A 21,929-nucleotide genomic window follows, 5' to 3' on the forward strand; every position below is an offset into this window, starting at 1 on the left:
GAGCTGACCTGCCCTGATGATCCCTCAACAGCCTGGCCTGTGGACAGGATCGGGACAACTTCCCAGTCCCCAAGGTGTGGACGGAAAAAACTGGCCCAATCTGTGGAGGACGCCCGTAACCCCGCAGGTATTCGAACAGCGGCCAGGACAGCCGTACGAGCCGGTGGAGACGCGAGGACGCGCGGGAGACACGCGAAAGGCGCCCCCGGGGGTCCCGGAGGCGCCTTCGTGGGGGTGCCCGGCGGTCGTCAGCCGTTCTTGATGCGGTTGGTCAGCTCGGTCACCTGGTTGTAGATCGAGCGCCGCTCGGCCATCAGATTGCGGATCTTCCGGTCGGCGTGCATCACCGTGGTGTGGTCCCGGCCGCCGAACAGCGCGCCGATCTTCGGCAGCGAGAGGTCCGTCAGCTCGCGGCACAGGTACATGGCGATCTGCCGGGCCGTCACGAGCGCCCGCCCGCGCGAGGTGCCGCACAGGTCCTCGATCGTGAGACCGAAGTAGTCCGCGGTCGCGCCCATGATAGCCGTGGACGTGATCTCGGGCGCCGAGTCCTCTCCGCCGGGGATCAGGTCCTTGAGGACGATCTCGGTGAGTCCCAGGTCCACCGGCTGCCGGTTGAGCGACGCGAACGCCGTCACCCGGATCAGCGCGCCCTCCAGCTCGCGGATGTTGCGGGAGATCCGCGAGGCGATGAACTCCAGCACCTCCGGCGGGGCGTTGAGCTGCTCCTGGACCGCCTTCTTGCGCAGGATCGCGATACGCGTCTCCAGCTCCGGCGGCTGGACGTCGGTGATCAGGCCCCACTCGAAGCGGTTGCGGAGCCGGTCCTCCAGGGTCACCAGCTGCTTGGGCGGCCGGTCGCTGGAGAGCACGATCTGCTTGTTGGCGTTGTGGAGGGTGTTGAAGGTGTGGAAGAACTCCTCCTGCGTCGACTCCTTGTCCGCGAGGAACTGGATGTCGTCGACGAGCAGGATGTCCATCTCGCGGTAGCGCTTGCGGAAGCTGTCGCCCTTGCCGTCGCGGATGGAGTTGATGAACTCGTTGGTGAACTCCTCCGAGCTGACGTAGCGCACGCGCGTGCCCGGGTAGAGGCTGCGCGCGTAGTGCCCGATGGCGTGCAGCAGGTGGGTCTTGCCGAGTCCCGACTCCCCGTAGATGAACAGGGGGTTGTAGGCCTTCGCGGGTGCCTCGGCGACGGCGACGGCCGCCGCGTGGGCGAAGCGGTTGGAGGCGCCGATGACGAAGGTGTCGAAGAGGTACTTCGGGTTCAGGCGGGCGGTCGGCTCGCCGGGGCCGGTCGCCGGCGCGGGCTGGGCGGCCAGCGGTCCGGGCGCCCCGGTGGCGGGTCCGGGGCCGACCGGGCCGCCGCGGTGGACGTGCCCGGACCCGGGCGGGGGATCGGGCAGCTCACGGCGCGGGCCGCGCTTCTCGTAGTCGCCGCGCTGCTGGTCGTAGTCCCCGCGCGGACTGTCGTACTCGCCCCGGGACTGTTCGTAGTCGCCGCGGGGCTTGTCGTAGTCGTTCCGGGACTGCTCGTACTCGCCGCGCTGGGTGTCGTACGAGGAGCGTTCCGGGGGCTGCTGCCGGTAGTCCTGCTGGTACGGGGTGTGGGACTCGTGGGAGTACGGCGGCGGCTCCTGGCCGTACGGCTCCTGCGACGGGGAGGCGTAGGGGTCCCGTTCCGGGAAGCCGAGGCGCTGCTGCTGCCAGCCGTAGTCGTCCTGCTGCGCGGGGCGGGGCCAGGAGCCGGGCTCGGGGCGCTGGTACTCCTGCGGGTAGGCGGGCCGGGCGGTGGGGAGAGGGTCGGCGCGGTGGCGGCCGTACCCCTCGTACTCGTCGCGGTACTCCTCGCGGCCGCCGCCCTGTCCGGGAGGGGCGGGGAGCTCCGGCTCCTCGTAGCGGGGCTGGGGGCGGGAGGGCGGGGCTTGGGGCGCCTGCGGAGCGGGGCCGGCGGGTTCGCCCGCGGTGTCGTCGACGGTGATCGCGATGCGGATCGGGCGCCCGCACTCGCGGCTGAGGGTCTCGCTGACGATCGGGGCGAGACGGCCCTCCAGTACGCCCTTCGCAAATTCGTTCGGTACGGCGAGCAGGGCGGTGTCGGCGACCAGCGCGAGCGGCTGGCAGCGCCGGATCCAGTGCTCGTCCTTCGACTCGACGCCCTGCCCGCGGCCCTCTCCGAGAAGTTGCTCCAATACGCGTGGCCACACTGCGGCAAGATCGGCAGGTACGTCAGCCACAGGGCACGCTCTCTCACGAGTCCCTCGAAGGTGTGATTCGGGGACGGGTCGGGATGAAACTCGGGTGGGGCAGGGATAAGGGAACGAATCGGAGTCCAGTCACGGTAGTCAGCGCGACGGGTAGGGTTCAAGTTGTTGTCCCCAGCCTGTGGACAAGTGTCTCCCGGTCACCGCTGGTTTGACCGAATGGCGCAGTCGCACGTACCGTAACCAGGTCGAGTTGTCGATGGCTGCTGCCGCCTGCCTCCGATGGGCACAGGTCACGTCCAAGGTGATCGAAAAGCGGTGCACTCGGGCGTAACGCGAGCTACTCGTGGGCGCACGGTGACAGCCAGGACGGCACCCCGCCAACACCCGAATCTTTCTGGAGCCCCCGAGTGAGCAAGCGCACCTTCCAGCCGAACAACCGTCGCCGTGCGAAGACCCACGGTTTCCGGCTGCGTATGCGTACCCGTGCCGGCCGCGCGATCCTCGCGACCCGCCGCAGCAAGGGTCGCGCCCGTCTGTCCGCCTGAGCCCGGTCAGGTCATGTCATCGTGCTGCCCACCGAGAACCGGCTGAGGCGGCGTGAGGACTTCGCGACCGCGGTACGACGGGGACGCCGGGCCGGCCGCCCGGCCCTCGTCGTCCACCTTCGAAGCGGTGCCACGGACCCGCACGCGCCTGGGGAGAGCGCTCCCCGGACACGTGCGGGTTTCGTCGTGAGCAAAGCCGTGGGCGGTGCGGTCGTGCGCAACAAGGTGAAGCGCAGGCTTCGCCATCTGATGCGCGACCGGATCGACCTGTTGCCCCCCGGTAGCCTGGTAGTCGTACGAGCGCTGCCCGGTGCGGGTGACGCCGACCATGCACAGCTGGCCCGAGACCTGGACGCCGCCCTGGAGCGGCTGCTGGGAGGGGGCGCGCGATGAAGTACCCGTTGCTGGCTCTGATCAAGCTCTACCAGTGGACGATCAGTCCGCTGCTGGGGCCGGTGTGCAAGTACTACCCGTCGTGTTCCCACTACGGCTACACGGCCATTGACCGGCACGGAGCCGTCAAGGGCACCGCGCTCACCGCCTGGCGCATCCTGAGGTGCAATCCGTGGTCGCCGGGCGGCGTGGACCATGTTCCGCCGCGCAAGCGCCCGCGGTGGCACGAAATGCTGCGTGCCGCCTGGCGGGCACGCAAGGGCGGGACCTCCGCCGCCGAACCGGCCACCGAAGGAGGACCTGCTCATCCGAGCCCGTCCCGTCCTTCGGGCCCGGCCGCAGAGACCTCGCCCCATGCCCAAGGAGCATGATTAGTGGACACGATTGCCAGCCTCTTCAGCTTTATCACCTGGCCCGTCTCCTGGGTCATCGTCCAGTTCCACACGGTGTACGGGGCGATCTTCGGACCTGACACCGGATGGGCCTGGGGCCTGTCCATCGTGTCCCTGGTGATCCTCATCCGTATCTGCCTGATCCCGCTCTTCGTGAAGCAGATCAAGGCGACGCGTGGGATGCAGACGCTCCAGCCGGAGATGAAGAAGATCCAGGAGCGCTACAAGAACGACAAGCAGCGTCAGTCCGAAGAGATGATGAAGCTGTACAAGGAGACGGGTACCAACCCGCTCTCCTCGTGCCTTCCCATCCTGGCGCAGTCCCCGTTCTTCTTCGCCCTGTACCACGTGCTCAACGGCATCGCGTCCGGCGACACCATCGGCAAGATCAACCAGCCTCTGCTGGAGAGCGCCCAGAAGGCGCACATCTTCGGGGCCCCGCTGGCCGCGAAGTTCACCGACGGCGCGTCCAAGGTGGAATCCCTCGGTGCCTCGCTGACGGACGTCCGGGTCATCACCGCGGTCATGATCGTGCTGATGTCGGCGTCGCAGTTCTTCACCCAGCGCCAGCTGATGACCAAGAACGTCGACACCACGGTGAAGACGCCGTTCATGCAGCAGCAGAAGATGCTGATGTACGTCTTCCCGGTCATGTTCGCCGTCTTCGGTATCAACTTCCCCGTCGGTGTCCTCGTCTACTGGCTGACCACCAACGTGTGGACCATGGGCCAGCAGATGTACGTCATCCGCAACAACCCGACGCCGGGTTCCAAGGCGCAGGCCTCCTACCTGGAGCGGCTGCACAAGAGCGTCACCGAGCACGGCAAGATCCGCGGCCGGGGCCAGAAGGCCATCGTGAAGGCCATCGTCGCCAAGGGCCGGGACCGCAACGAGGCCGAGCGCAAGTTCATCAACGGTCTGAACAAGGCGGGCATGGCCGCCCAGGCCGACGGCACCGTGGTGAAGAACGACGCCGCCGTGGCCGCTCAGAGCGCGGACGGCTCGACCGTGACGACCACGGCTCAGCCCAAGCGCCAGCAGCCCAAGAGGCAGAGCAAGTCGCAGCGCCAGGCCAAGCCCGCCGGTGAGGCCGAGCCGAAGACGTCGCTGACCAAGTCGGACGAGCCGCAGGACGCCGAACCGGTCGGCAAGCAGGACGCCAAGCCTGCCGCCGGTGCCAAGAAGCCGGCTCAGAAGTCCGGCGGCGGTGGCCGCAGCAAGGCCCAGTCCGGACAGCGCAAGGGCCCGCAGCGGCCCAAGTCCCCGTCGAAGAAGTAAGAAGGAGTCCATCCCGTGACGGAAGGCACCACCTCCGCCGCTGCCGAGGGTGCAGACACCCTCACCCGCCTCGAGCAGGAGGGCGAGATCGCCGCGGACTACCTGGAGGGTCTGCTCGACATCGCCGACCTCGACGGCGACATCGACATGGACGTCGAGGCCGACCGTGCCTCCGTCTCGATCATCAGCGACAGCCAGAGCAGGGACCTGCAGAAGCTGGTCGGCCGGGACGGTGAGGTGTTGGAGGCTCTGCAGGAGCTCACCCGCCTCGCCGTGCACCGGGAGACCGGCGACCGCAGCCGGCTGATGCTCGACATCGCGGGTTACCGGGCCGACAAGCGCGCCGAGCTGTCCGAGCTGGGCGCCAAGGCCGCGGCCGAGGTCAGGAGCAGCGGCGAGTCCGTGCGGCTGAAGCCGATGTCGCCCTTCGAGCGCAAGGTCGTGCACGACGCGGTCAAGGCCGCCGGACTGCGCAGCGAGTCCGAGGGCGAGGAGCCGGAGCGCTTCGTCGTCGTACTTCCCGCCTGATCGGTTCTCTCGTTCTCCGGCCCCGTCTGTTGCGCAGGCGGGGCCGAATTTTGTCAGCCTGATAGTTCTGGTGGTTCTGGTACCGACGCCCGGTGCGTCGGTGCCGTACGGAAGGACGGTCCCCGTGTCGGAGGCAGCGGAACTCCCCCCTGTACCCGAGCAGGCACGTGATGTGTTCGGTGATCGCTACGCGGACGCGGTCCGCTACGCGGAACTGCTCGCCGAGGCGGGGGTGAAGCGCGGCCTGATCGGCCCGCGTGAAGTGCCCCGGCTCTGGGAGCGGCACCTGCTGAACTGCGCGGTGCTCTCCGAGGTCGTGCCCGAGGGAGTGACGGTGTGCGACGTCGGCTCGGGCGCCGGCCTGCCCGGGATCCCGCTGGCACTGGTACGCGAGGACCTGAAGATCACCCTGCTCGAGCCGCTGCTGCGCCGCACGAACTTCCTGACCGAGGTCGTGGAGCTGCTGGGCCTGGACCATGTGACCGTCGTGCGGGGCCGGGCCGAGGAGGTCATGGGCAAGCTGCCGCCGGTGCACGTGGTGACCGCACGCGCCGTTGCTCCCTTGGACCGCCTCGCCACCTGGGGGATCCCGCTGCTGCGCCCGTACGGCGAGATGCTCGCCCTCAAGGGCGACACGGCCGAGGAGGAGCTGAAGGCGGCGACCGCGGCGCTGAGCAAGCTCGGTGCGGAGGAGACGTCCATCCTTCACGTCGGAGAGGGCGTCGTGGACCCGATGTCCACCGTGGTACGGGTCGAGGTCGGCGAGAGCCCCGGCGGCGTGCGCTTCGCCGCCAAGCGGGCCAAGGCCGCCCGGACCGGACGGACGCGCCGACGTCGCGGATAGCGGCCCGAGGCGGTTCATGGCTGCCGTGATGGTCCGCCGTACTCCACACAAGCTGCCCTGCCTACGCATGCCGGAGTGTCGCGGCAGTTCGGCATCGGCTGCTGTGCATCGTGTTTCACGTGAAACGTCGCTCACTGCTGCACGGCATCATCAGTCGCGGCCGCGCCGCGGCCGACCCCCGCGATCGAAAGCCTCTCGGGTCGCTCGGAGAGGGTACGGAGTTGTCCACAGAGGTGGATTTCTCCACAGAAGACCAGGCCTCACTGGTTCATGACCCCGAAGGCATGGGAGGCTCTGTTCATTGCGAGCCTGAAGTCGAGGAGAGTGAATCCTTGCGGTCCGACGCCAATATCGCGGGACCGATGACCGATCCGGTCCCCGGTCCCCGTACCGAGTCGATGGGAGCGGATGTTTCACGTGAAACACCGCCTCCGATGGACGACACTCCGATCGGTCGTGCTGCCCAACTCGCCGTCGAGGCTCTGGGCCGCGCCGGCGAGGGGCTGCCGCGACCCGAGCAGACCCGGGTCATGGTCGTGGCCAACCAGAAGGGCGGTGTGGGCAAGACGACGACGACCGTCAATCTTGCCGCGTCACTCGCCCTGCACGGCGCGAGAGTCCTGGTCGTCGACCTCGACCCGCAGGGCAACGCCTCCACCGCGCTGGGCATCGACCATCACGCCGATGTCCCCTCCATCTACGACGTGCTGGTCGAGAGCCGACCGCTCTCGGAAGTGGTCCAGCCGGTCCCCGATGTCGAGGGCCTGTTCTGTGCGCCCGCCACGATCGATCTCGCCGGTGCGGAGATCGAACTGGTCTCTCTCGTCGCACGCGAGAGCCGTCTCCAGCGGGCGATCACGGCGTATGAGCAGCCGCTGGACTACATCCTCATCGACTGCCCGCCCTCCCTGGGCCTGCTGACCGTCAATGCTCTCGTTGCGGGCCAGGAGGTGCTGATCCCGATCCAGTGCGAGTACTACGCCCTGGAAGGACTGGGACAGCTGCTGCGCAACGTCGACCTGGTACGTGGACATCTCAATCCCACGCTGCATGTGTCGACGATTCTCCTCACCATGTACGACGGGCGGACGCGGCTCGCGTCGCAGGTCGCTGATGAGGTGCGCAGTCACTTCGGCGAGGAGGTGCTGCGGACGAGCATTCCTCGCTCGGTCCGTATCTCCGAGGCCCCGAGCTACGGGCAGACGGTACTGACCTACGATCCAGGATCAAGTGGAGCCCTCTCCTATCTGGAGGCGGCCCGTGAGATCGCGCTGAAGGGCGTGGGCGTCAACTACGACGCGACCCACGCTCACCTCGGCGCCCAGAATGATCCGAGCATGGTGGAGGGGATCCAGTGAGTGAGCGACGGAGGGGGTTGGGCCGTGGTCTGGGCGCACTGATCCCCAACGCCCCGACCGAGAAGTCGGTTGCCTCGGCGGCGTTGGGTACCGCGGCCTCCGCGTCCCCCGGGACGATGCCGCTGCTGCCGAGCGAGCGCGGAGTGGCCGCGGCGAAGGTGGCCACGCTGCCGCATGTTTCACGTGAAACAGAAGAGCCGATCGCACCGCCGGGCGCGGAGGGACTCCGGCCGCCCATGGGGGCGCACTTCGCGGAGGTTCCCCTCGACGCCATCACGCCGAACCCGAAGCAGCCGCGCAAGGACTTTGACGACGACGCACTGGCTGAGCTCGTCACTTCCATCAGGGAGGTCGGCCTCCTCCAGCCGGTTGTCGTACGGCCGACGGAGCCCGGGCGCTATGAGCTCATCATGGGTGAGCGCCGCTTCCGTGCCTGCCGCGAGCTGGAGCTGGACGCCATCCCGGCGATCGTGCGGGCGACGGAGGACGAGAAGCTCCTCCTGGACGCACTCCTGGAAAACCTGCACCGCGCTCAGCTGAACCCCCTGGAGGAGGCGTTCGCCTACGACCAGCTGCTGAAGGACTTCAACTGCACGCACGACCAGCTGGCTGACCGCATCGGTCGCTCCCGCCCGCAGGTGTCCAACACGCTGCGTCTGCTGAAACTCTCCCCGAAGGTGCAGAACCGGGTGGCGGCGGGCGTGCTCTCCGCGGGGCATGCGCGAGCCTTGCTGTCCGTGGACGACCCGGAGGAGCAGGACCGGCTGGCGCATCGCATCGTGGCCGAAGGGCTCTCGGTGCGGTCGGTCGAGGAGATCGTGACCCTGATGGGTTCACGGCCGCAGAAGCCGCAGCGGGCCAAGGGCCCGAGGGCCGGCTCTCTGGTGTCCCCGGCGCTCTCTGACCTGGCGACGCGGCTCTCGGACCGCTTTGAGACGCGTGTGAAGGTCGACCTGGGACAGAAGAAGGGCAAGATCACCGTCGAGTTCGCTTCCATGGAGGACCTTGAGCGGATCCTCGGTAGTCTCGCCCCCGGTGAAGGCCCGGTTCTGCAGAAGGGGCTTCTGGAGGGGGAGGACGAGGACGGGGACGTCGAGCCCTGATGTCCGGGTCCTGATGTTCTGGTAGACGGAGCGCTCAAGAGCGCTTCGACAGCCTCAAGGGCGGCCCGTGTCCGGTGCATACCGGAACACGGCCCGCCCTTTGCTTTGCCTCGGTGTCGGGGCCACCGCATCGTGGATACGATGCGATCGAGATGGCGTTGTCACCTGGCAGTACCTCTGAGAGGAAGGCAGGGGCCATGCGAACGATGAGCCGTACCGAACTGGTGAGCGCGGGCTTGGGGCTGGGCGCGGTCGGTGGGTTCATCGGCAGCCTGCTCAGGGAACGGAGCGCTCTGACAGCCGCCCGCGACGCGGCAGGGGAAGGAAGCGAGGAACAGCCTTCATGGGGCGCCGGCTCGTACCGCTCACGCTGGACAACCTTCAGGACCTTCCCCAACGCTGTCGCTCGTGCGTCTTCTGGGAACTGGACCCCGTCAGTGGCGAGGCCGCGGTAAAGGCTGGCACGCCGGTCCTGGAGAAGGAATCCTGGATCTCCGCCGTTCTGCTGGACTGGGGCTCCTGCGGCCGGGTGGTCTACGTCGATGACGTCCCTGTGGGCTTCGTTCTCTACGCTCCACCCGCGTATGTACCGCGCTCGGCGGCTTTCCCCACCAGTCCGGTCTCCCCCGACGCGGTCCAGATGATGACGGCGTTCGTGATGCCGGGGTACCAGGGCCAGGGTCTGGGCCGGGTGATGGTTCAGACGGTCGCCAAGGACCTCCTGCGCCGTGGCTTCAAAGCGATCGAGGCGTTCGGGGACGCCCGCTGGGAGGAGCCTGCCTGTGTCCTGCCGGCGGACCATCTCCTGGCGGTGGGTTTCAAGACGGTCCGGCCGCATGCCCGGCATCCGCGACTGCGGCTGGATCTGCGGTCCACGCTGTCCTGGAAGGAAGACGTGGAGATGGCGCTGGACCGCCTGCTCGGCGCCGTTCAGAAGGAACCGGCGTTGCGTCCGCTGTAAGGACGGCACCAGGGAGGGCAGTAATCCAAATGGGCCGACCCGTTCGGGTCGGCCCATTCGTGTTTCACGTGAAACGTCAGTCGTCGATCGTCAGTCGGCGATGAAGTCCTCGAGGTCGCGGACGATCGCGGCCTTCGGCTTCGCACCGACGATGGTCTTGGCGACCTCGCCGCCCTGGTAGACGTTCAGGGTCGGGATGGACATGACGCCGTACTTGGCAGCCGTACCCGGGTTCTCGTCGATGTTCAGCTTGACGATCTCGATCTTGTCGCCGTACTCGGCGGCAATCGCTTCGAGGGACGGCGCGATCTGGCGGCACGGACCGCACCAGGCGGCCCAGAAGTCCACCAGGACGGGCTTGTCGTTCTTGAGGACGTCCTGCTCGAAGGAGTCGTCGGTCACATGCTTCAGGGTGCCGGCCACGGCGGGCTCCTTAACTGGTTGGTGCGGGGGATGGGGTGGTCAGACGGCGGTCTTCTCGGGCTCCGCCTTGTCCTCGTCGCTGAGGGCGGCGAGGTAGCGCTCGGCGTCGAGAGCAGCGGAACAGCCGGTGCCCGCGGCGGTGATCGCCTGTCGGTAGGTGTGGTCAACCACGTCACCGGCCCCGAAGACACCCGTCAGGTTGGTGCGGGTCGAGGGCGCGTCGACCTTCAGATAGCCCTCCGGGTCCAGGTCGAGCTGGCCCTTGAAGAGCTCGGTGCGCGGGTCGTGGCCGATCGCGATGAACAGGCCGGTCACCGGAAGATCAGAGAGTTCGCCGGTCTTGACGTTGCGCAGCTTCAGACCCGCCAGCTTCTGCTCGCCCTGGACCTCGGCGACCTCGCTGTCCCAGACGAACGTGATCTTCGGGTCGGCGAAGGCACGCTCCTGCATCGCCTTGGAGGCGCGCAGGGTGTCCCGGCGGTGGACGATCGTCACGGACTTCGCGAAGCGGGAGAGGAACGTGGCCTCCTCCATCGCGGTGTCACCGCCGCCGATCACGGCGATGTCCTGGTCCTTGAAGAAGAAGCCGTCACAGGTCGCGCACCAGGAGACACCGCGACCCGACAGTGCGTCCTCGTTCGGCAGGCCGAGCTTGCGGTGCTGAGAACCGGTGGTGACGATGACGGCCTTGGCCCGGTGGACCGTTCCCGCTGTGTCGGTGACGGTCTTGATCTCACCGCTGAGGTCGACGGCCACGACGTCGTCCGGGATCAGCTCGGCACCGAAGCGCTCCGCCTGGGCCCGCATGTTGTCCATGAGCTCGGGGCCCATGATGCCGTCCTGGAAGCCGGGGAAGTTCTCCACCTCGGTGGTGTTCATCAGCGCTCCGCCCGCGGTGACGGCACCCTCGAACACCAGCGGCTTCAGTGACGCTCGCGCGGTGTAGAGCGCCGCCGTGTAGCCGGCGGGCCCGGAGCCGATGATGATCACGTTTCGGACGTCGCTCACGGCTTCATTCCTCGTCTCTGGACTGCGTCTTCAGGGCCGGGTGGAGCTGCACTCGGAACTCTCACCCCACCTAACGGATCCTACGGGGCGCGCATTCCCGCTGTGCCCGGGCACACGGCGCCAGGACCGGGCCACGTGGCGAGGTGGAACGTCCGAGCGCTACGGACGTGCGTAGGAGTGCTTCAGAAGGATCTTGGCCTTGCCGACCGCGGGCTGATCCACACACGTCGCCTCGACGAGGTAGGCGGTGACCCGGGTGTCGTGGGCGACGTCGGGCAGTACCACCAGCAGTGCTTCCTTGCCCTGGTAGACACCCGGCTCCGTGGCGATCGCCGCGTCGTCGCGGCCGATCCCCTTCTGGATGCACTCGGGAACGGTCGGCTGCTTGAAGACATGGTTCTCGGTGGTCTCGCCACCGTTCTCGGACTCCATGCCGAAGCTGCGCGGTGTACGGGACCCGTTCTGGGTGCCCCCGTCCGCGATGAGGCTGGTGACCTTGTCCTTGAGCCGGCCCTCGGAGAAGGTGTCCGCGACTGCGGTCTGCTGCTCATGGGCGGTGTTGCCGGAAGGGTTCTCCCCGGTGAGGGAGGACACGACGACCGAGCCGATTCCGATGGCGGCAGCGGCGGCCACGGCACCGAGTACAGCGATCCGTCGCCGCCCGCCCCGGCGGCGGTCCTTGCGGCCGGGGCCGGTGGAGGAAGAGCGGGCGTGCCCGGCGGGTCGGTCGACCGGTGCCGATGTTTCACGTGAAACACGCGCACCGTCGGGGACGTCCGGCGGAGTCTCGGCTGCCAGGGCGGCGTCGATGCGGGCGGCCACGTCATCCGGCATGCGGTCGGGGGACGGCAGGGTGCCGAGCAAACCCTGAATCTCCTCCAGCGAGGCGTAGACGTCCGCGCAGAGTGCGCAGTTCTCCAGGTGCTGTCGTACGTCGGCGGTCTGTGCGGTCGGCAGGATGCCTTCGGCGAGGTCGGCGATCTCCGCGACGTCAGGGTGCCCGGTCATGTCTGTCGTCGACGACGTCATGCTCGTCCACCTCCGCCCTTCACTGCGGTTGAATCGCTCGGCCCTGCGTCCGACGGCGTTGCTTCCGACGGTCCTGCTGCCGGTGGGACGGATGCCCCCTGCGTCCGGTTCCGTTCCGAGCCGCGCTTCCCGCCCTCGCCGCTGCCGTCCGGGCGCAGGTGGGTGAGCAGTGGCAGCAGCCGGGCTCTGCCCCGGGCGCATCGGCTCTTGATCGTTCCGGCCGGTACGGCGAGGACACGTGCGGCCTCCGCGACGGGGTAGCCCTGCATGTCGACGAGCACGAGAGCGGCCCGCTGGTCGACCGGCAGGGTGTCCAGGGCCTCCAGTAGCTGGCGGTGCAGATCATTGCGTTCGGCGGGAGCGGAGGCCGACTCGTGCGGCTCCAGAAGCTGCTCCAGGCGCTCGGTGTCATCGACGGGCGCGGTCTTCCGGGAGGCGGCCTTGCGGGCTCGGTCCAGACAGGCGTTCACCGTGATCCGGTGCAGCCAGGTCGTGACGGCCGCCTGTCCGCGGAAGGTGTGCGCGGCCCGGTAGGCGGAGACGAGCGCGTCCTGGACGGCGTCAGCGGCCTCCTCGCGATCCCCCAGTGTCCGCAGGGCCACGGCCCAGAGACGGTCGCGGTGACGCCGCACGAGCTCACCGAAGGCGTCGGGGTCGCCCTCGACGTGGCGGGCGAGGAGGGCTTGATCGCCGATGCCGTCGTATGCGGTGTCATCTGCCATCGGCCTCCTCCCCCTTTCCTCGGCGGACCCTCAGCCCTTGAAGGTCACGTCGGTGATCGCCTGCTTGTAGCCGGCACCGCTGTAGCCGTCGGACGGCGCGTTCGGGACGTCGGTCATCCACAGCAGGACGTACCGCGTCTTGACGGGCTTCGACGCCTTCGCCGTGAGCGAGGAGCCGGTCGTGGTGGCACTGGCGATCTCCGTCATGCCGTCGACTCCGGTCGAGGGCGACAGCGAATCGGTGGCATAGAAGTGCACGGTCGTGTGATCACCTGTGTACCGGAGCCCTATCGACGCCGTCGAGACGTCCTGCGGCGAGCCGAGGTCGTAGACGATGCCGACTCCGGGCTTGTACGGCGCGAGCTTCGGCCCTTCGTTGTACTTCTTCGTGCGCCAGAAGGTGGAGGCGTCGGCGTCGTAGGTGTTGGTCACGTCCTGCGGCGCCTGGGCGCTGCCGCTGGCGACGTACTCCTGGGCTCCCTGGACGCTGATCGGCTTGACCGGACTGGTCTGCTCGCTGTTCTTGTCGCCGCCGTCCACCGTCTGGGTCTGGTTCGGGTCGTCGGCCTTGCCGCCCCGTTCCATGAGGGCGTCCGCGAGCTGCCAGCTGCCGAGGCCGAGTGCGGCGATCAGCAGGGCCGACACGCTCCACTTGAGAGCCTTGCCGGTACGGCTCTGCAGTGGGGGCGGCGGCGTCGGCACGGGCTGGGTGACACCGGGGTGCGGTGCCGGACGGCCGTAGGGGCCCTGCTGGTAGGCCGTGCGCTGGTACTGGGGCGGGGCGGTGTACGCCGGCTCCGGCGGGCGGATCCGCGGCATCTCGCCGATCGCCTTCACCAGTTCCTCCGGCGTGGTGCACGGGGACTCGTGACGGGAAGCGGTGGCGCCGTCGTTGGCGAGCGCCCGCATCGCCAGTTCGGACAGGCCGCGGTGGACACCGGCCCGCACCTGGTCCGGCGGGATCAGCCCGATGTCCTTGGGCAGACCCGCCAGACCGTACGCGTCGCTCTCGTACGGCCAGCGCTGGGTGAGGGTGGCATACAGCAGGGCGCCGATGGCCTCGGTGTCGGTGCGCTGCGGAGTGTCGGAACTGATGCCGCGCAGTGCGGCGTTGACGGCGAGTCCGCGGATCCGCCACTGGCCCGTCGACGTACGCAGCACCGCATTGGGGTTCAGGCGCAGATGGGCGAGGCCCTCGCGGTGGGCGGCCGCCATGGCCGACGCCACCTGACTGACCATCTGGTAGGCGTCGTACACCTCCAGCGGCCCGGAGGCGAGGAGCGCGGTCAGCTCGGTGGCATCGGGGAGCCACTCGTGCACGACGTAGACGAGGTCGTTGTCCTCGACGGCGTCCAGTACCTGGACGAAGCGGGGGTCGCCGAGCAGGGCGGACGAGCGTGCCGCCGCCAGTACGGACCGGGCTCGCGCGTGGTCCGCCGGGAGGAGGTGGACTCCGACGGCGCGGCGCAGCTTCTCGTCGACGGCCCGCCAGCTGCTGAAGCCGTCCAGACGGGTGACGCACTCTTCGAGGCGGTAGCGTCTGGCGAGCTTGTGCCCGCTGTGCAGTTCGGGAGGCGAGGCCTTGGCGGATTCCTCGCTCGTGGGGTTCCCCTGTGCCTCGTCGCTGTCCGTGTCCCGCTCCCGGTTGTTGGCCACCCCGTCGGCCGTGGACTGGTCCGCCTGTGCGGTCAGCGGCTCATCGCCGCTGTTGTCTGCCACGTCGACGGCAGCTGTGCTCCGTTCCGCCACCGTCGTTCCTGCCTCCCCATTCCGTGCGCGTCGGCCGACTCCCGATCCGCGCGTCCGACGCCGAACCCAATTGTGCCCACAGTCCGCCGCTATGCACGACACACGGCGGCGGACGATGGTTGTGCGCCTACCCCGGCCCTCAGCGTCCCAGGCGTCCGCGCACCATGCCGACCAGAGAGTTGACTTCCTCGATGCGCATGCGGCGGGCGGCGACGAAGAAGACACCGAACAGGAGCACTCCGCCGGCCAGCAGCGCGGCGAACGAACCCACGACGCCCTGGCCGAGCTCGCGGCTGATCGCGTAGCAGGCGGCGCCACTGAGCAGGGCGGCCGGGACGGAGGCGATGCACAGCCGGGCGTAGGTCCGCAGCACCCGGGCGCCGTCCAAGTCCCCGCCGAGCCTCTTGCGCAGCCTGCGCCAGGCGATACCCACGCCGATCACGTAGGCCAGGCCGTAGCTGGCCGCCATGCCGACGACGGCCCAGCGGGAGGGCAGCAGGAGGTAACACAGGCCCGAGGCGGCGGCGTTGACCACGGCCACGATGACGGTGTTGTAGAAGGGCGTCCGGGTGTCCTCGTAGGCGTAGAAGGCGCGCAGGACGACGTACTGCACGGAGTACGGGATGAGACCGAGGCCGAAGGCCATCAGCATGTAGCCCATGTTGGTGGCTTCGCTGGTGCCCGAGGATCCGAACATGAGCGTGCACATCGGGATGCCGAGCGCGACGAAACCGAAGGAGACGGGAACGATCGCCACGGCTGTCGTGCGCAGGCCCTGGGAGATGTCGTCCCGGACCGCTCCCCCGTCCTCCTCGGATGCCGAGCGGGAGATGCGGGGCAGCAGGGCGGCCATCAGCGAGACGGTGATGATGGCCTGCGGCAGTCCCCAGATCAGCTGTGCGTTGGCGTAGGCCGCGAAACCGGTGCCGTCGACGGGCGATGCCTTGCCCGCCGCGGTGGAGAGCTGGATGACGATCATGGCGCCCGCTTGGTTGGCCAGAACGAACAGGACCGTCCACTTGGCGAGGGTGACGGCCTTGCCAAGCCCGTGCCCCCTCCAGTCGAACCGCGGCCGGAGCCGGAAACCCGTCTCCCGCAGGTACGGGATCATGGCCAGGGACTGCACGATGAGCCCGAGCAGCACCCCGATGCCGAGCAGACGCTCGCCCTCCGGCGGGATGCTCGTCACCTTCATCCCCGAGCTTTCCGCGGTGCCGTAGACCCAGATGAACATCCCGAGGGTCACGATGATGACGATGTTGTTCAGGACCGGGGTCCACATCATCGCGCCGAACCTGCCGCGGGCGTTGAGGACCTGCCCCATCACCACGTGCAGCCCCATGAAGAAGATGGACGGCAGGAAGTAGCGGACGAAGGTGATGCCGACCTCGTTGGCGGCCGGGTCACTGGCGACGGGGTTGGACAGGAGCCGGATCAGCAGGGGTGCGGCGAAGACCGTGATCACCGTCAGCGCGCCGAGCGCCACCATGACGAGGGTCAGGAGGCGGTTGGCGTAGGCCTCGCCACCGTCGTCGTCGTCCTTCATGGCCCGGACGAGCTGGGGAACGAAGACCGAGTTGAGGCCGCCGCCAACGGTGAGGATGTAGATCATCGTGGGCAGCTGGTAGGCGACCTGGAACGTGTCGCCCAGCAGGCCGACACCCAGCGCCGACACGATCAGCGCCGACCGGACGAACCCGGTCAGCCGCGACACCATCGTGCCCGCCGCCATCACGGCGCTCGACTTCAGCAGGCCCCCCGCGCGCCCGCCCTTCTTGGGCGCGGCCGGGGCGGCCGCAGGGGCGGGCTCGGGCTCCTGAAGGGGTGCCTCGGCTGCCTCGGGCGTGGGTGCCACCGCGTACTGGCCGGGCGCGGGCGCCGCGTGCTGTCCGTGCGCCGCGGGGCTCCCGTACTGTCCCTGCGCCGCGGCGGGACCGCCGTACTGTCCGTGCGCCGGAGCGTTCCCGTACGGGCCGGGCCCCTGCTGCCCGCCGTACGGTCCCGGGGTCGGCGTCGTGCCGTACTGCCCTGGCCCCGCCGCACCGCCGTACGGCCCCGGCTCCGGGGCCGGGGTGGGCACGGCCGCCTGGTCGTCGTACGAGGGGTGGCCGCCGCCCTGCTGCTGATCGCGGAAGAGGTGCGCGAAGGCGTCCGGCTCGTGACGCTGGTCACCGGCCTGGCCGACCAGGTCGTCGACGCCCACGAACTGGGTGGTCCGAGGGTCGTCGCCGTACGGCAGGTACTGCGTCGGCCCCTCCGGTTCGGGGGCCGGGGTCGGGGCCCAGACACGGGGGTCGGGGGCGTAGGGCGACTGGGAGGGCTGGGAGTACAGCGGCTGCGGCGGCGGGTAGGTGCCCGGGGGCGGAGGGGGGTGCGCGGCGCGGTCGTAGAGCGCCTCGGAGACCGGGTCCTGGGCGGAGAGGTCCTGCGCCCGGTAGGGGTCCTGGTCGTAGGCGTCCTGGAGGTACATGTCCGGCTGCTGCGGCGGCGTCTGTCCGGGGTCCGGCGGCGGGCCCTGGGGGTGACCCGAGCCGTCCACGGCCTGACCGCGGTCACCGTCGTACGGCGCGTTCATGGTTACCCCACCTCATCGTCCCGGGCCGACCGGCCACGACATCCTCAACGGTCCACTCTCTCACCCGTGCCGGACGGGTCGGTGCTTTCCGCTGCGGTGTCCGGTGTCGGGTCACTCGGCTGCTCCGGGTCGCCTGCCGGGGCCGGTGCCGCGGATTCCTCCGTGAGACGTCCTTCGTGGCCCTCCGGGTTCTCCGGGCCGTTCTCGGAGTTCTCCGACGCCTCCGGCTCCTCGGAGTCGCCCTCCTCACTCTTCTCGTCCCTCTCGGCGGCGCGGGCCGCGGCACGCTTGCGCTGCGTGTACATCCGGAACCCGGCGAGGACGAGCAGCAGGACGCCGCCGCCGATGACGAGCATCACGGTGGCCGTGATCTCGGTGACCTTCACGTCGAAGGTCACCGCCTCGCCGTACGGCCGCCCGTCCTTCGTGTACAGCTGGGCGATCACCGTCGCCCGGCCGTTGGCCTTGGCCGACGTGGTGAACTTCACCGACTGGCTGTGGCCGCCGGAGACCGAGATCGGCTGCTCCTCGTAGTCCGCGCCGTCGATCTCGAGGCGCGTCGGATTCGTCGAGGTGAGCCGCAGGACCAAGGGGCCGACGTCCTGCACGAGGTTGTTCTGCACCGTGACCGGGATCGTGGCGCTGCGGCCGGAGAGCTTCGTCTCCGACTTGTCGATCAGCCTGACCCGGCCTGCCAGCCCGTCGAGGTACGACTTCACCCCGGCGCGGAACGACTTCGCCTCGGCGGCCCGGCCGCGCCAGGACACGGACATCTCCCGGTTGAGGGCCCGTCCGAAGGGGGTCACCACCCGGGACGGGTCCGAGAGCACGACCTTGAAGCTGTCCAGCGCGTCCTGCGTCCGCGCGCTCTCCACGAAGGCCGACCGGGGCAGCTCCTTCTTGCGCAGCGCCGACGGGTAGGAGGAGGTCCCCGGAACCGCGGTGGTGGCGTCCGGGTCAGGCTTGGCCGCGGAGGCCGCCGCCAGCTTCTGGGACTGGGACCAGGTGCCGCTCTGGAGGGCCCGCAGCGCCTCGGCCATCGCGCGGGCCTGGCTGCCGGAGGGCATGCGCTGCGGGGCGACGACGACGCTGCGCTGCTTGTCGGTCTGGAGCCCCAGGCCGAGGCTCTGGGCGAGGAAGCGCTGCACGGCGAGCGTGGAGGCGGACGCGCTCGTCAGGTCGCCCTCGAAGGCCGTGGACATCCGGGCGTCCGCGACGACGGCCGTGGTGCCGCCGCCGATGGGGCGGGCGGCGGACGGTGTGTAGGACAGGCCGTTGGCCTCCTGGAGGCTGTCGCTGCGCGCGATCACCTTGTCGGCACCCGCCGAGGTGGCGACCTTGACGATCGACCGGTCGACGGCGCCGTCCACGGGCCAGGCGAAGTCGGTGCTGGGCTTCACATGGAGGATCGGCTCGACCGTGTTGTCGACGACGTCCGTCGCGTCCTTGAGCTGACTCAGCGAGCCGGTGACGTCCGTGCCGTTGTGGGCCAGGGACGCCAGGTCGGGGTCGGCGAAGGGGAGGGCGACGACCTCCTTGTCGGCCACGGCGTCCTGCAGGTCGGCAAGCCACTGCTTGGCGACCGTCTGGTGGGTGCCGGCGGTGGTCTTGTCGCCGTTCCGGACGCGGTAGCTGCCCGTCATCGCGTCGACGGACGCCAGCAGGTCCGGGTCGACCACCCAGGTGATGTCGAGGTCCTTGCCCAGCGTCACCATCTGGTTCAGACGGCCGCCGGGGGAGATCTCCTTCGCCAGGTCGTTGTTGAGGAAGACCGGGGTCTGCTCCTCGTTCGGTCCCGTTTCGGCGGCCATGTGTGTCGTCGAGACGAGCGGCCACAGCGCCGTGGTCTTGGTCCTGGTGTCGGCCTCGTCGGGCTGCCACGGCAGGAAGGTCCGCTGGATGCCGAGGATCTGCTCCCACGGCTGCGCGGAGGTCTCACCGGACAGCGAGACGGCGAATTCGTAGACACCGTCGTTGCCGAGATTCAGGTCGTCGACCGGTACGGAGATGTTGAAGTGTTCGGCGACACCGGGGGTGAGCTCGGAGAACTTCTCGGTGTACTTGTTGTCGATCTCCGGGGAGATGGACCCCTGGAGGTTGTCGCTGTTCTTGGCGATCGCGTCGACCGAGGAGCGGGTGTCGACCGGCGGGCCCACGCGCAGGCCCACATGGGCGTCGGTGACGGTCCGCTTGCCGTGGTTGGTCACGGTGCCCGACACGGTGACCGTGTCCCCGTCCGTGGGCGCGGAGGGGGTGAGCGAGTCGACGGCCACGGCCACCGAGCCCGACTCGGAGTCGGCCAGGGCGGCTGTCGCCTCCTCGGCGTGCGCCGAGCCGGCGGCGGGCAGCTGGACCAGGCCGGCCAGCAGCGGCGCCCCGGCGAGCAGTGCCGTGGTGCGCCGCAGCCACCGGCGGGCAGGTGAGGCACTGGTCCCCTGGAAGTCTGCCGCCTCGGCCACGCGCTCGCCCGTCCCTCGTCGTGATCAGTGGTCGTCGGAATGTGCGTCCACGCATGGTAACGATGTGCGGCGAGGGGAAGTGCCGCGGAGTACGCCACAAGATCCGCGGCGGGGCCGGGCTTCCCGCTATGTGCGCCTATAAAGGGAGCGGTACGGAAGCGGGGGATTCGTTGCGCGCTTTATGGGGGCGGCTGTCTCCGCGCGGGCCACGTACCCTGTCCTGTTGTGCCGAACGCCAACGAAGTCAGCCCCAGCGCCCTGAGCCAGGAGCAGCACCGCACGGTGAGTGAGCCGCTGCGGATCTCCCCTGTCGCCGACGATCTCGCCCGCCGCTTCCAGGAGGCCGGGTTCTCGCTCGCCCTGGTCGGCGGTTCGGTCCGGGACGCCTTGCTCGGGCGGCTCGGCAACGACCTGGACTTCACGACCGACGCCCGCCCCCAGGACGTACTGAAGATCATGCGTCCCTGGGCGGACGCGGTCTGGGAGGTCGGGATCGCCTTCGGCACGGTCGGGGGACAGAAGGACGGCTGGCAGATCGAGGTGACCACCTACCGGTCGGAGGCGTACGACCGGACCTCGCGGAAGCCCGAGGTGTCCTACGGCGACTCCATCGAGGAGGACCTCGTCCGGCGTGACTTCACGGTGAACGCGATGGCCGTCGCGCTCCCGGAGAAGGCGTTCATCGACCCGTACGGCGGCCTCGACGACCTCGCGTCCCGCGTCCTGCGTACTCCCGGGACCCCCGAGGACTCGTTCTCGGACGACCCGCTCCGGATGATGCGGGCCGCGCGCTTCGCCGCGCAGCTCGACTTCGAGGTGGCGCCGGAGGTCGTCAAGGCCATGCACGACATGGCCGAGCGCATCGACATCGTCTCCGCCGAGCGGGTCCGTGAGGAGCTGAACAAGCTCATCCTCTCCTCCCACCCGCGCAAGGGCCTGAGCCTGCTGGTGGAGACGGGCCTCGCCGCGCGGATCCTGCCCGAGCTGCCGGCCCTGCGTCTGGAGCGTGACGAGCACCACCGGCACAAGGACGTCTACGACCACACACTCATCGTCCTGGAGCAGGCGATGGCCCTGGAGAGCGAGGGGCCCGACCTGACCCTCCGCCTGGCCGCCCTGCTGCACGACATCGGCAAGCCGCGCACTCGCCGCTTCGAGAAGGACGGCAGGGTTTCGTTCCACCACCACGAGGTGGTCGGGGCGAAGATGACGAAGAAGCGCATGATCGCGCTCAAGTACTCCAACGAGCTGGTGAAGGACGTCTCACGCCTGGTCGAGCTGCATCTGCGCTTCCACGGCTACGGCACGGGTGAGTGGACGGACTCCGCGGTCCGCCGCTATGTCCGGGACGCGGGACCGCTGCTCGACCGTCTCCACAAGCTGACGCGGTCGGACTGCACGACGCGCAACAAGCGCAAGGCTGCGGCCCTCTCCCGTGCGTACGACGGTCTGGAGGAACGGATCGCGCAGCTTCAGCAGCAGGAGGAGCTGGACTCGATCCGCCCTGACCTGGACGGCAACCAGATCATGGAGATCCTCGGCATCCGCCCTGGACCAGCCGTCGGGCAGGCGTACAAGCACCTGCTGGAGCTTCGTCTGGAGAACGGGCCGATGACGCATGACGCGGCGGTGGCGGCGCTGAAGGAATGGTGGGCCGATCAGGAGTCGTGACCCGGAGGTGACGGACAGACGAAGGGGCGATGTTTCACGTGAAACATCGCCCCTTCGTGATGGGAGACCGTGCCCTACTTGTCCTTCAGGCAGAGCAGGAAGTCGCTGCCGCTGCCACTTTCGGTGTACGAGTACTGGAAGTCTTTGGCCGCTTCCGAGCACTTGCTCTCAGCAGTGAGGGCCGAGAAGGATCCTTCAATCTTGGCCAGCACCACGTACTTGGCCTTCGCGTCCCCGCAGTCCACGACCTCAAGGTCCGGATTGGTGTCGCTGGTGCTGCCGCGCTGCATGCAATCGCCAACCGCGGCCGTGTCGGCGTCGTCCCGACTGGCGATGTAGCCGCCGACCGCGACACCCACGACGACCACCGCGATGACGATGTTCTTGATCGTCTTGAAGCTCGGCTTGCGGCGGGCCGGCTGCGGCGGCACGGGGGCGTACGGCGCACCCTGCTGCGGAAAGCCGGGCTGACCGGGCTGGCCGGCCTGCTGCGGGAAGCCCGGCTGCTGCCCCTGGGCGTAGGGGTTCTGCCCCTGAGGCTGCTGCGGAGCCTGCGGCGGGTTCTGCGCGAACGGGTTGCCCTGAGGCGGCGGCTGGGTGGTCACTGGGGGTCCCCCTGAAATAGGTGCGTGTCGCGGACATGCCGCGAGATAAGACGCACGTAAGCTACCGGGTCCCACTGAC

19 protein-coding genes are annotated in these 21,929 nt (G+C 69.0%); 10 read left to right on the forward strand and 9 right to left on the reverse strand.

What is annotated here, in order from left to right:
• Nucleotides 1-248: 248 nt before the first annotated feature.
• Nucleotides 249-2,237 (reverse strand): chromosomal replication initiator protein DnaA, encoded by a 1,989-nt coding sequence (gene dnaA, locus ACZ56V_RS14700; RefSeq protein ID WP_467378747.1) that lies wholly within the window; start codon nucleotides 2,235-2,237, stop codon nucleotides 249-251.
• Between the two features lie 377 nt (nucleotides 2,238-2,614).
• On the opposite strand from dnaA, the gene rpmH reads away from it, so the two are divergent.
• The 9 genes from rpmH (at nucleotide 2,615) to ACZ56V_RS14745 (ending at nucleotide 9,609) form a co-directional block, all read left to right on the forward strand.
• Nucleotides 2,615-2,752: a 50S ribosomal protein L34 gene (rpmH, locus tag ACZ56V_RS14705; RefSeq protein ID WP_003975051.1), complete on the forward strand. Its 138-nt coding sequence runs from the start codon at nucleotides 2,615-2,617 to the stop codon at nucleotides 2,750-2,752.
• A gap of 21 nt (nucleotides 2,753-2,773) precedes the next feature.
• Entirely contained in the window at nucleotides 2,774-3,145 is a 372-nt protein-coding gene (gene rnpA / locus ACZ56V_RS14710; protein ID WP_104633800.1) for a ribonuclease P protein component, read from the forward strand.
• Nucleotides 3,142-3,516, forward strand: coding sequence for a membrane protein insertion efficiency factor YidD (yidD, locus tag ACZ56V_RS14715; RefSeq protein ID WP_104633799.1), 375 nt, complete (start codon nucleotides 3,142-3,144; stop codon nucleotides 3,514-3,516). Before rnpA ends, yidD begins: the two co-directional genes overlap by 4 nt.
• 3 nt (nucleotides 3,517-3,519) lie before the next feature.
• Nucleotides 3,520-4,815, forward strand: coding sequence for a membrane protein insertase YidC (gene yidC, locus ACZ56V_RS14720; RefSeq protein ID WP_467378744.1), 1,296 nt, complete (start codon nucleotides 3,520-3,522; stop codon nucleotides 4,813-4,815).
• Nucleotides 4,816-4,830: 15 nt separating this feature from the next.
• Entirely contained in the window at nucleotides 4,831-5,343 is a 513-nt protein-coding gene (locus tag ACZ56V_RS14725) for a Jag family protein (protein WP_104633797.1), read from the forward strand.
• 124 nt (nucleotides 5,344-5,467) lie between these two features.
• Nucleotides 5,468-6,187: a 16S rRNA (guanine(527)-N(7))-methyltransferase RsmG gene (gene rsmG, locus ACZ56V_RS14730; RefSeq protein WP_052836785.1), complete on the forward strand. Its 720-nt coding sequence runs from the start codon at nucleotides 5,468-5,470 to the stop codon at nucleotides 6,185-6,187.
• Nucleotides 6,188-6,471: 284 nt separating this feature from the next.
• Nucleotides 6,472-7,545, forward strand: coding sequence for a ParA family protein (locus ACZ56V_RS14735; RefSeq protein ID WP_161379662.1), 1,074 nt, complete (start codon nucleotides 6,472-6,474; stop codon nucleotides 7,543-7,545).
• The gene (locus ACZ56V_RS14740; RefSeq protein WP_468942377.1) at nucleotides 7,542-8,648 is read left to right on the forward strand and encodes a ParB/RepB/Spo0J family partition protein; all 1,107 of its coding nucleotides are present in this window, start codon (nucleotides 7,542-7,544) and stop codon (nucleotides 8,646-8,648) included. Before ACZ56V_RS14735 ends, ACZ56V_RS14740 begins: the two co-directional genes overlap by 4 nt.
• A gap of 343 nt (nucleotides 8,649-8,991) precedes the next feature.
• Complete coding sequence (locus ACZ56V_RS14745) at nucleotides 8,992-9,609, forward strand: GNAT family N-acetyltransferase (protein ID WP_467378739.1); 618 nt, start codon at nucleotides 8,992-8,994, stop codon at nucleotides 9,607-9,609.
• A 90-nt stretch (nucleotides 9,610-9,699) separates the two neighbouring features.
• On the opposite strand, the gene trxA is transcribed toward ACZ56V_RS14745, so the two are convergent.
• The 7 genes from trxA to ACZ56V_RS14780 all read right to left on the reverse strand — a co-directional run bounded on the left by trxA (nucleotide 9,700) and on the right by ACZ56V_RS14780 (nucleotide 19,574).
• Nucleotides 9,700-10,032 (reverse strand): thioredoxin, encoded by a 333-nt coding sequence (trxA, locus tag ACZ56V_RS14750; protein ID WP_003975042.1) that lies wholly within the window; start codon nucleotides 10,030-10,032, stop codon nucleotides 9,700-9,702.
• 39 nt (nucleotides 10,033-10,071) lie between these two features.
• A complete protein-coding gene (trxB, locus tag ACZ56V_RS14755; protein WP_104633793.1) occupies nucleotides 10,072-11,040 on the reverse strand; it encodes a thioredoxin-disulfide reductase in 969 nt (322 codons plus the stop codon).
• A gap of 159 nt (nucleotides 11,041-11,199) precedes the next feature.
• Nucleotides 11,200-12,069, reverse strand: coding sequence for an anti-sigma factor family protein (locus ACZ56V_RS14760; RefSeq protein WP_467378737.1), 870 nt, complete (start codon nucleotides 12,067-12,069; stop codon nucleotides 11,200-11,202).
• Nucleotides 12,066-12,791 carry an RNA polymerase sigma factor SigM gene (gene sigM / locus ACZ56V_RS14765; protein WP_468942381.1) on the reverse strand — a complete coding sequence of 242 codons (726 nt, stop codon included), beginning with the start codon at nucleotides 12,789-12,791 and terminating at the stop codon, nucleotides 12,066-12,068. Before sigM ends, ACZ56V_RS14760 begins: the two co-directional genes overlap by 4 nt.
• A gap of 30 nt (nucleotides 12,792-12,821) precedes the next feature.
• Entirely contained in the window at nucleotides 12,822-14,540 is a 1,719-nt protein-coding gene (locus ACZ56V_RS14770) for a protein kinase family protein (RefSeq protein WP_398911390.1), read from the reverse strand.
• Between the two features lie 139 nt (nucleotides 14,541-14,679).
• A complete protein-coding gene (gene murJ, locus ACZ56V_RS14775; protein ID WP_468942385.1) occupies nucleotides 14,680-17,115 on the reverse strand; it encodes a murein biosynthesis integral membrane protein MurJ in 2,436 nt (811 codons plus the stop codon).
• A gap of 44 nt (nucleotides 17,116-17,159) precedes the next feature.
• On the reverse strand, nucleotides 17,160-19,574 hold the full coding sequence (locus ACZ56V_RS14780; RefSeq protein ID WP_468942388.1) for a DUF6049 family protein: 2,415 nt from the start codon (nucleotides 19,572-19,574) through the stop codon (nucleotides 17,160-17,162).
• A 225-nt stretch (nucleotides 19,575-19,799) separates the two neighbouring features.
• Between ACZ56V_RS14780 and ACZ56V_RS14785 the strand changes: the two genes are divergently transcribed.
• Nucleotides 19,800-21,245, forward strand: coding sequence for a CCA tRNA nucleotidyltransferase (locus tag ACZ56V_RS14785; protein ID WP_398911384.1), 1,446 nt, complete (start codon nucleotides 19,800-19,802; stop codon nucleotides 21,243-21,245).
• A 74-nt stretch (nucleotides 21,246-21,319) separates the two neighbouring features.
• Here the strand turns inward: ACZ56V_RS14785 and ACZ56V_RS14790 are convergent, their stop codons facing one another.
• Complete coding sequence (locus tag ACZ56V_RS14790; RefSeq protein ID WP_398911382.1) at nucleotides 21,320-21,850, reverse strand: LppU/SCO3897 family protein; 531 nt, start codon at nucleotides 21,848-21,850, stop codon at nucleotides 21,320-21,322.
• Nucleotides 21,851-21,929: the final 79 nt, after the last annotated feature.

Source organism: Streptomyces sp. NPDC034099 (assembly GCF_055575415.1).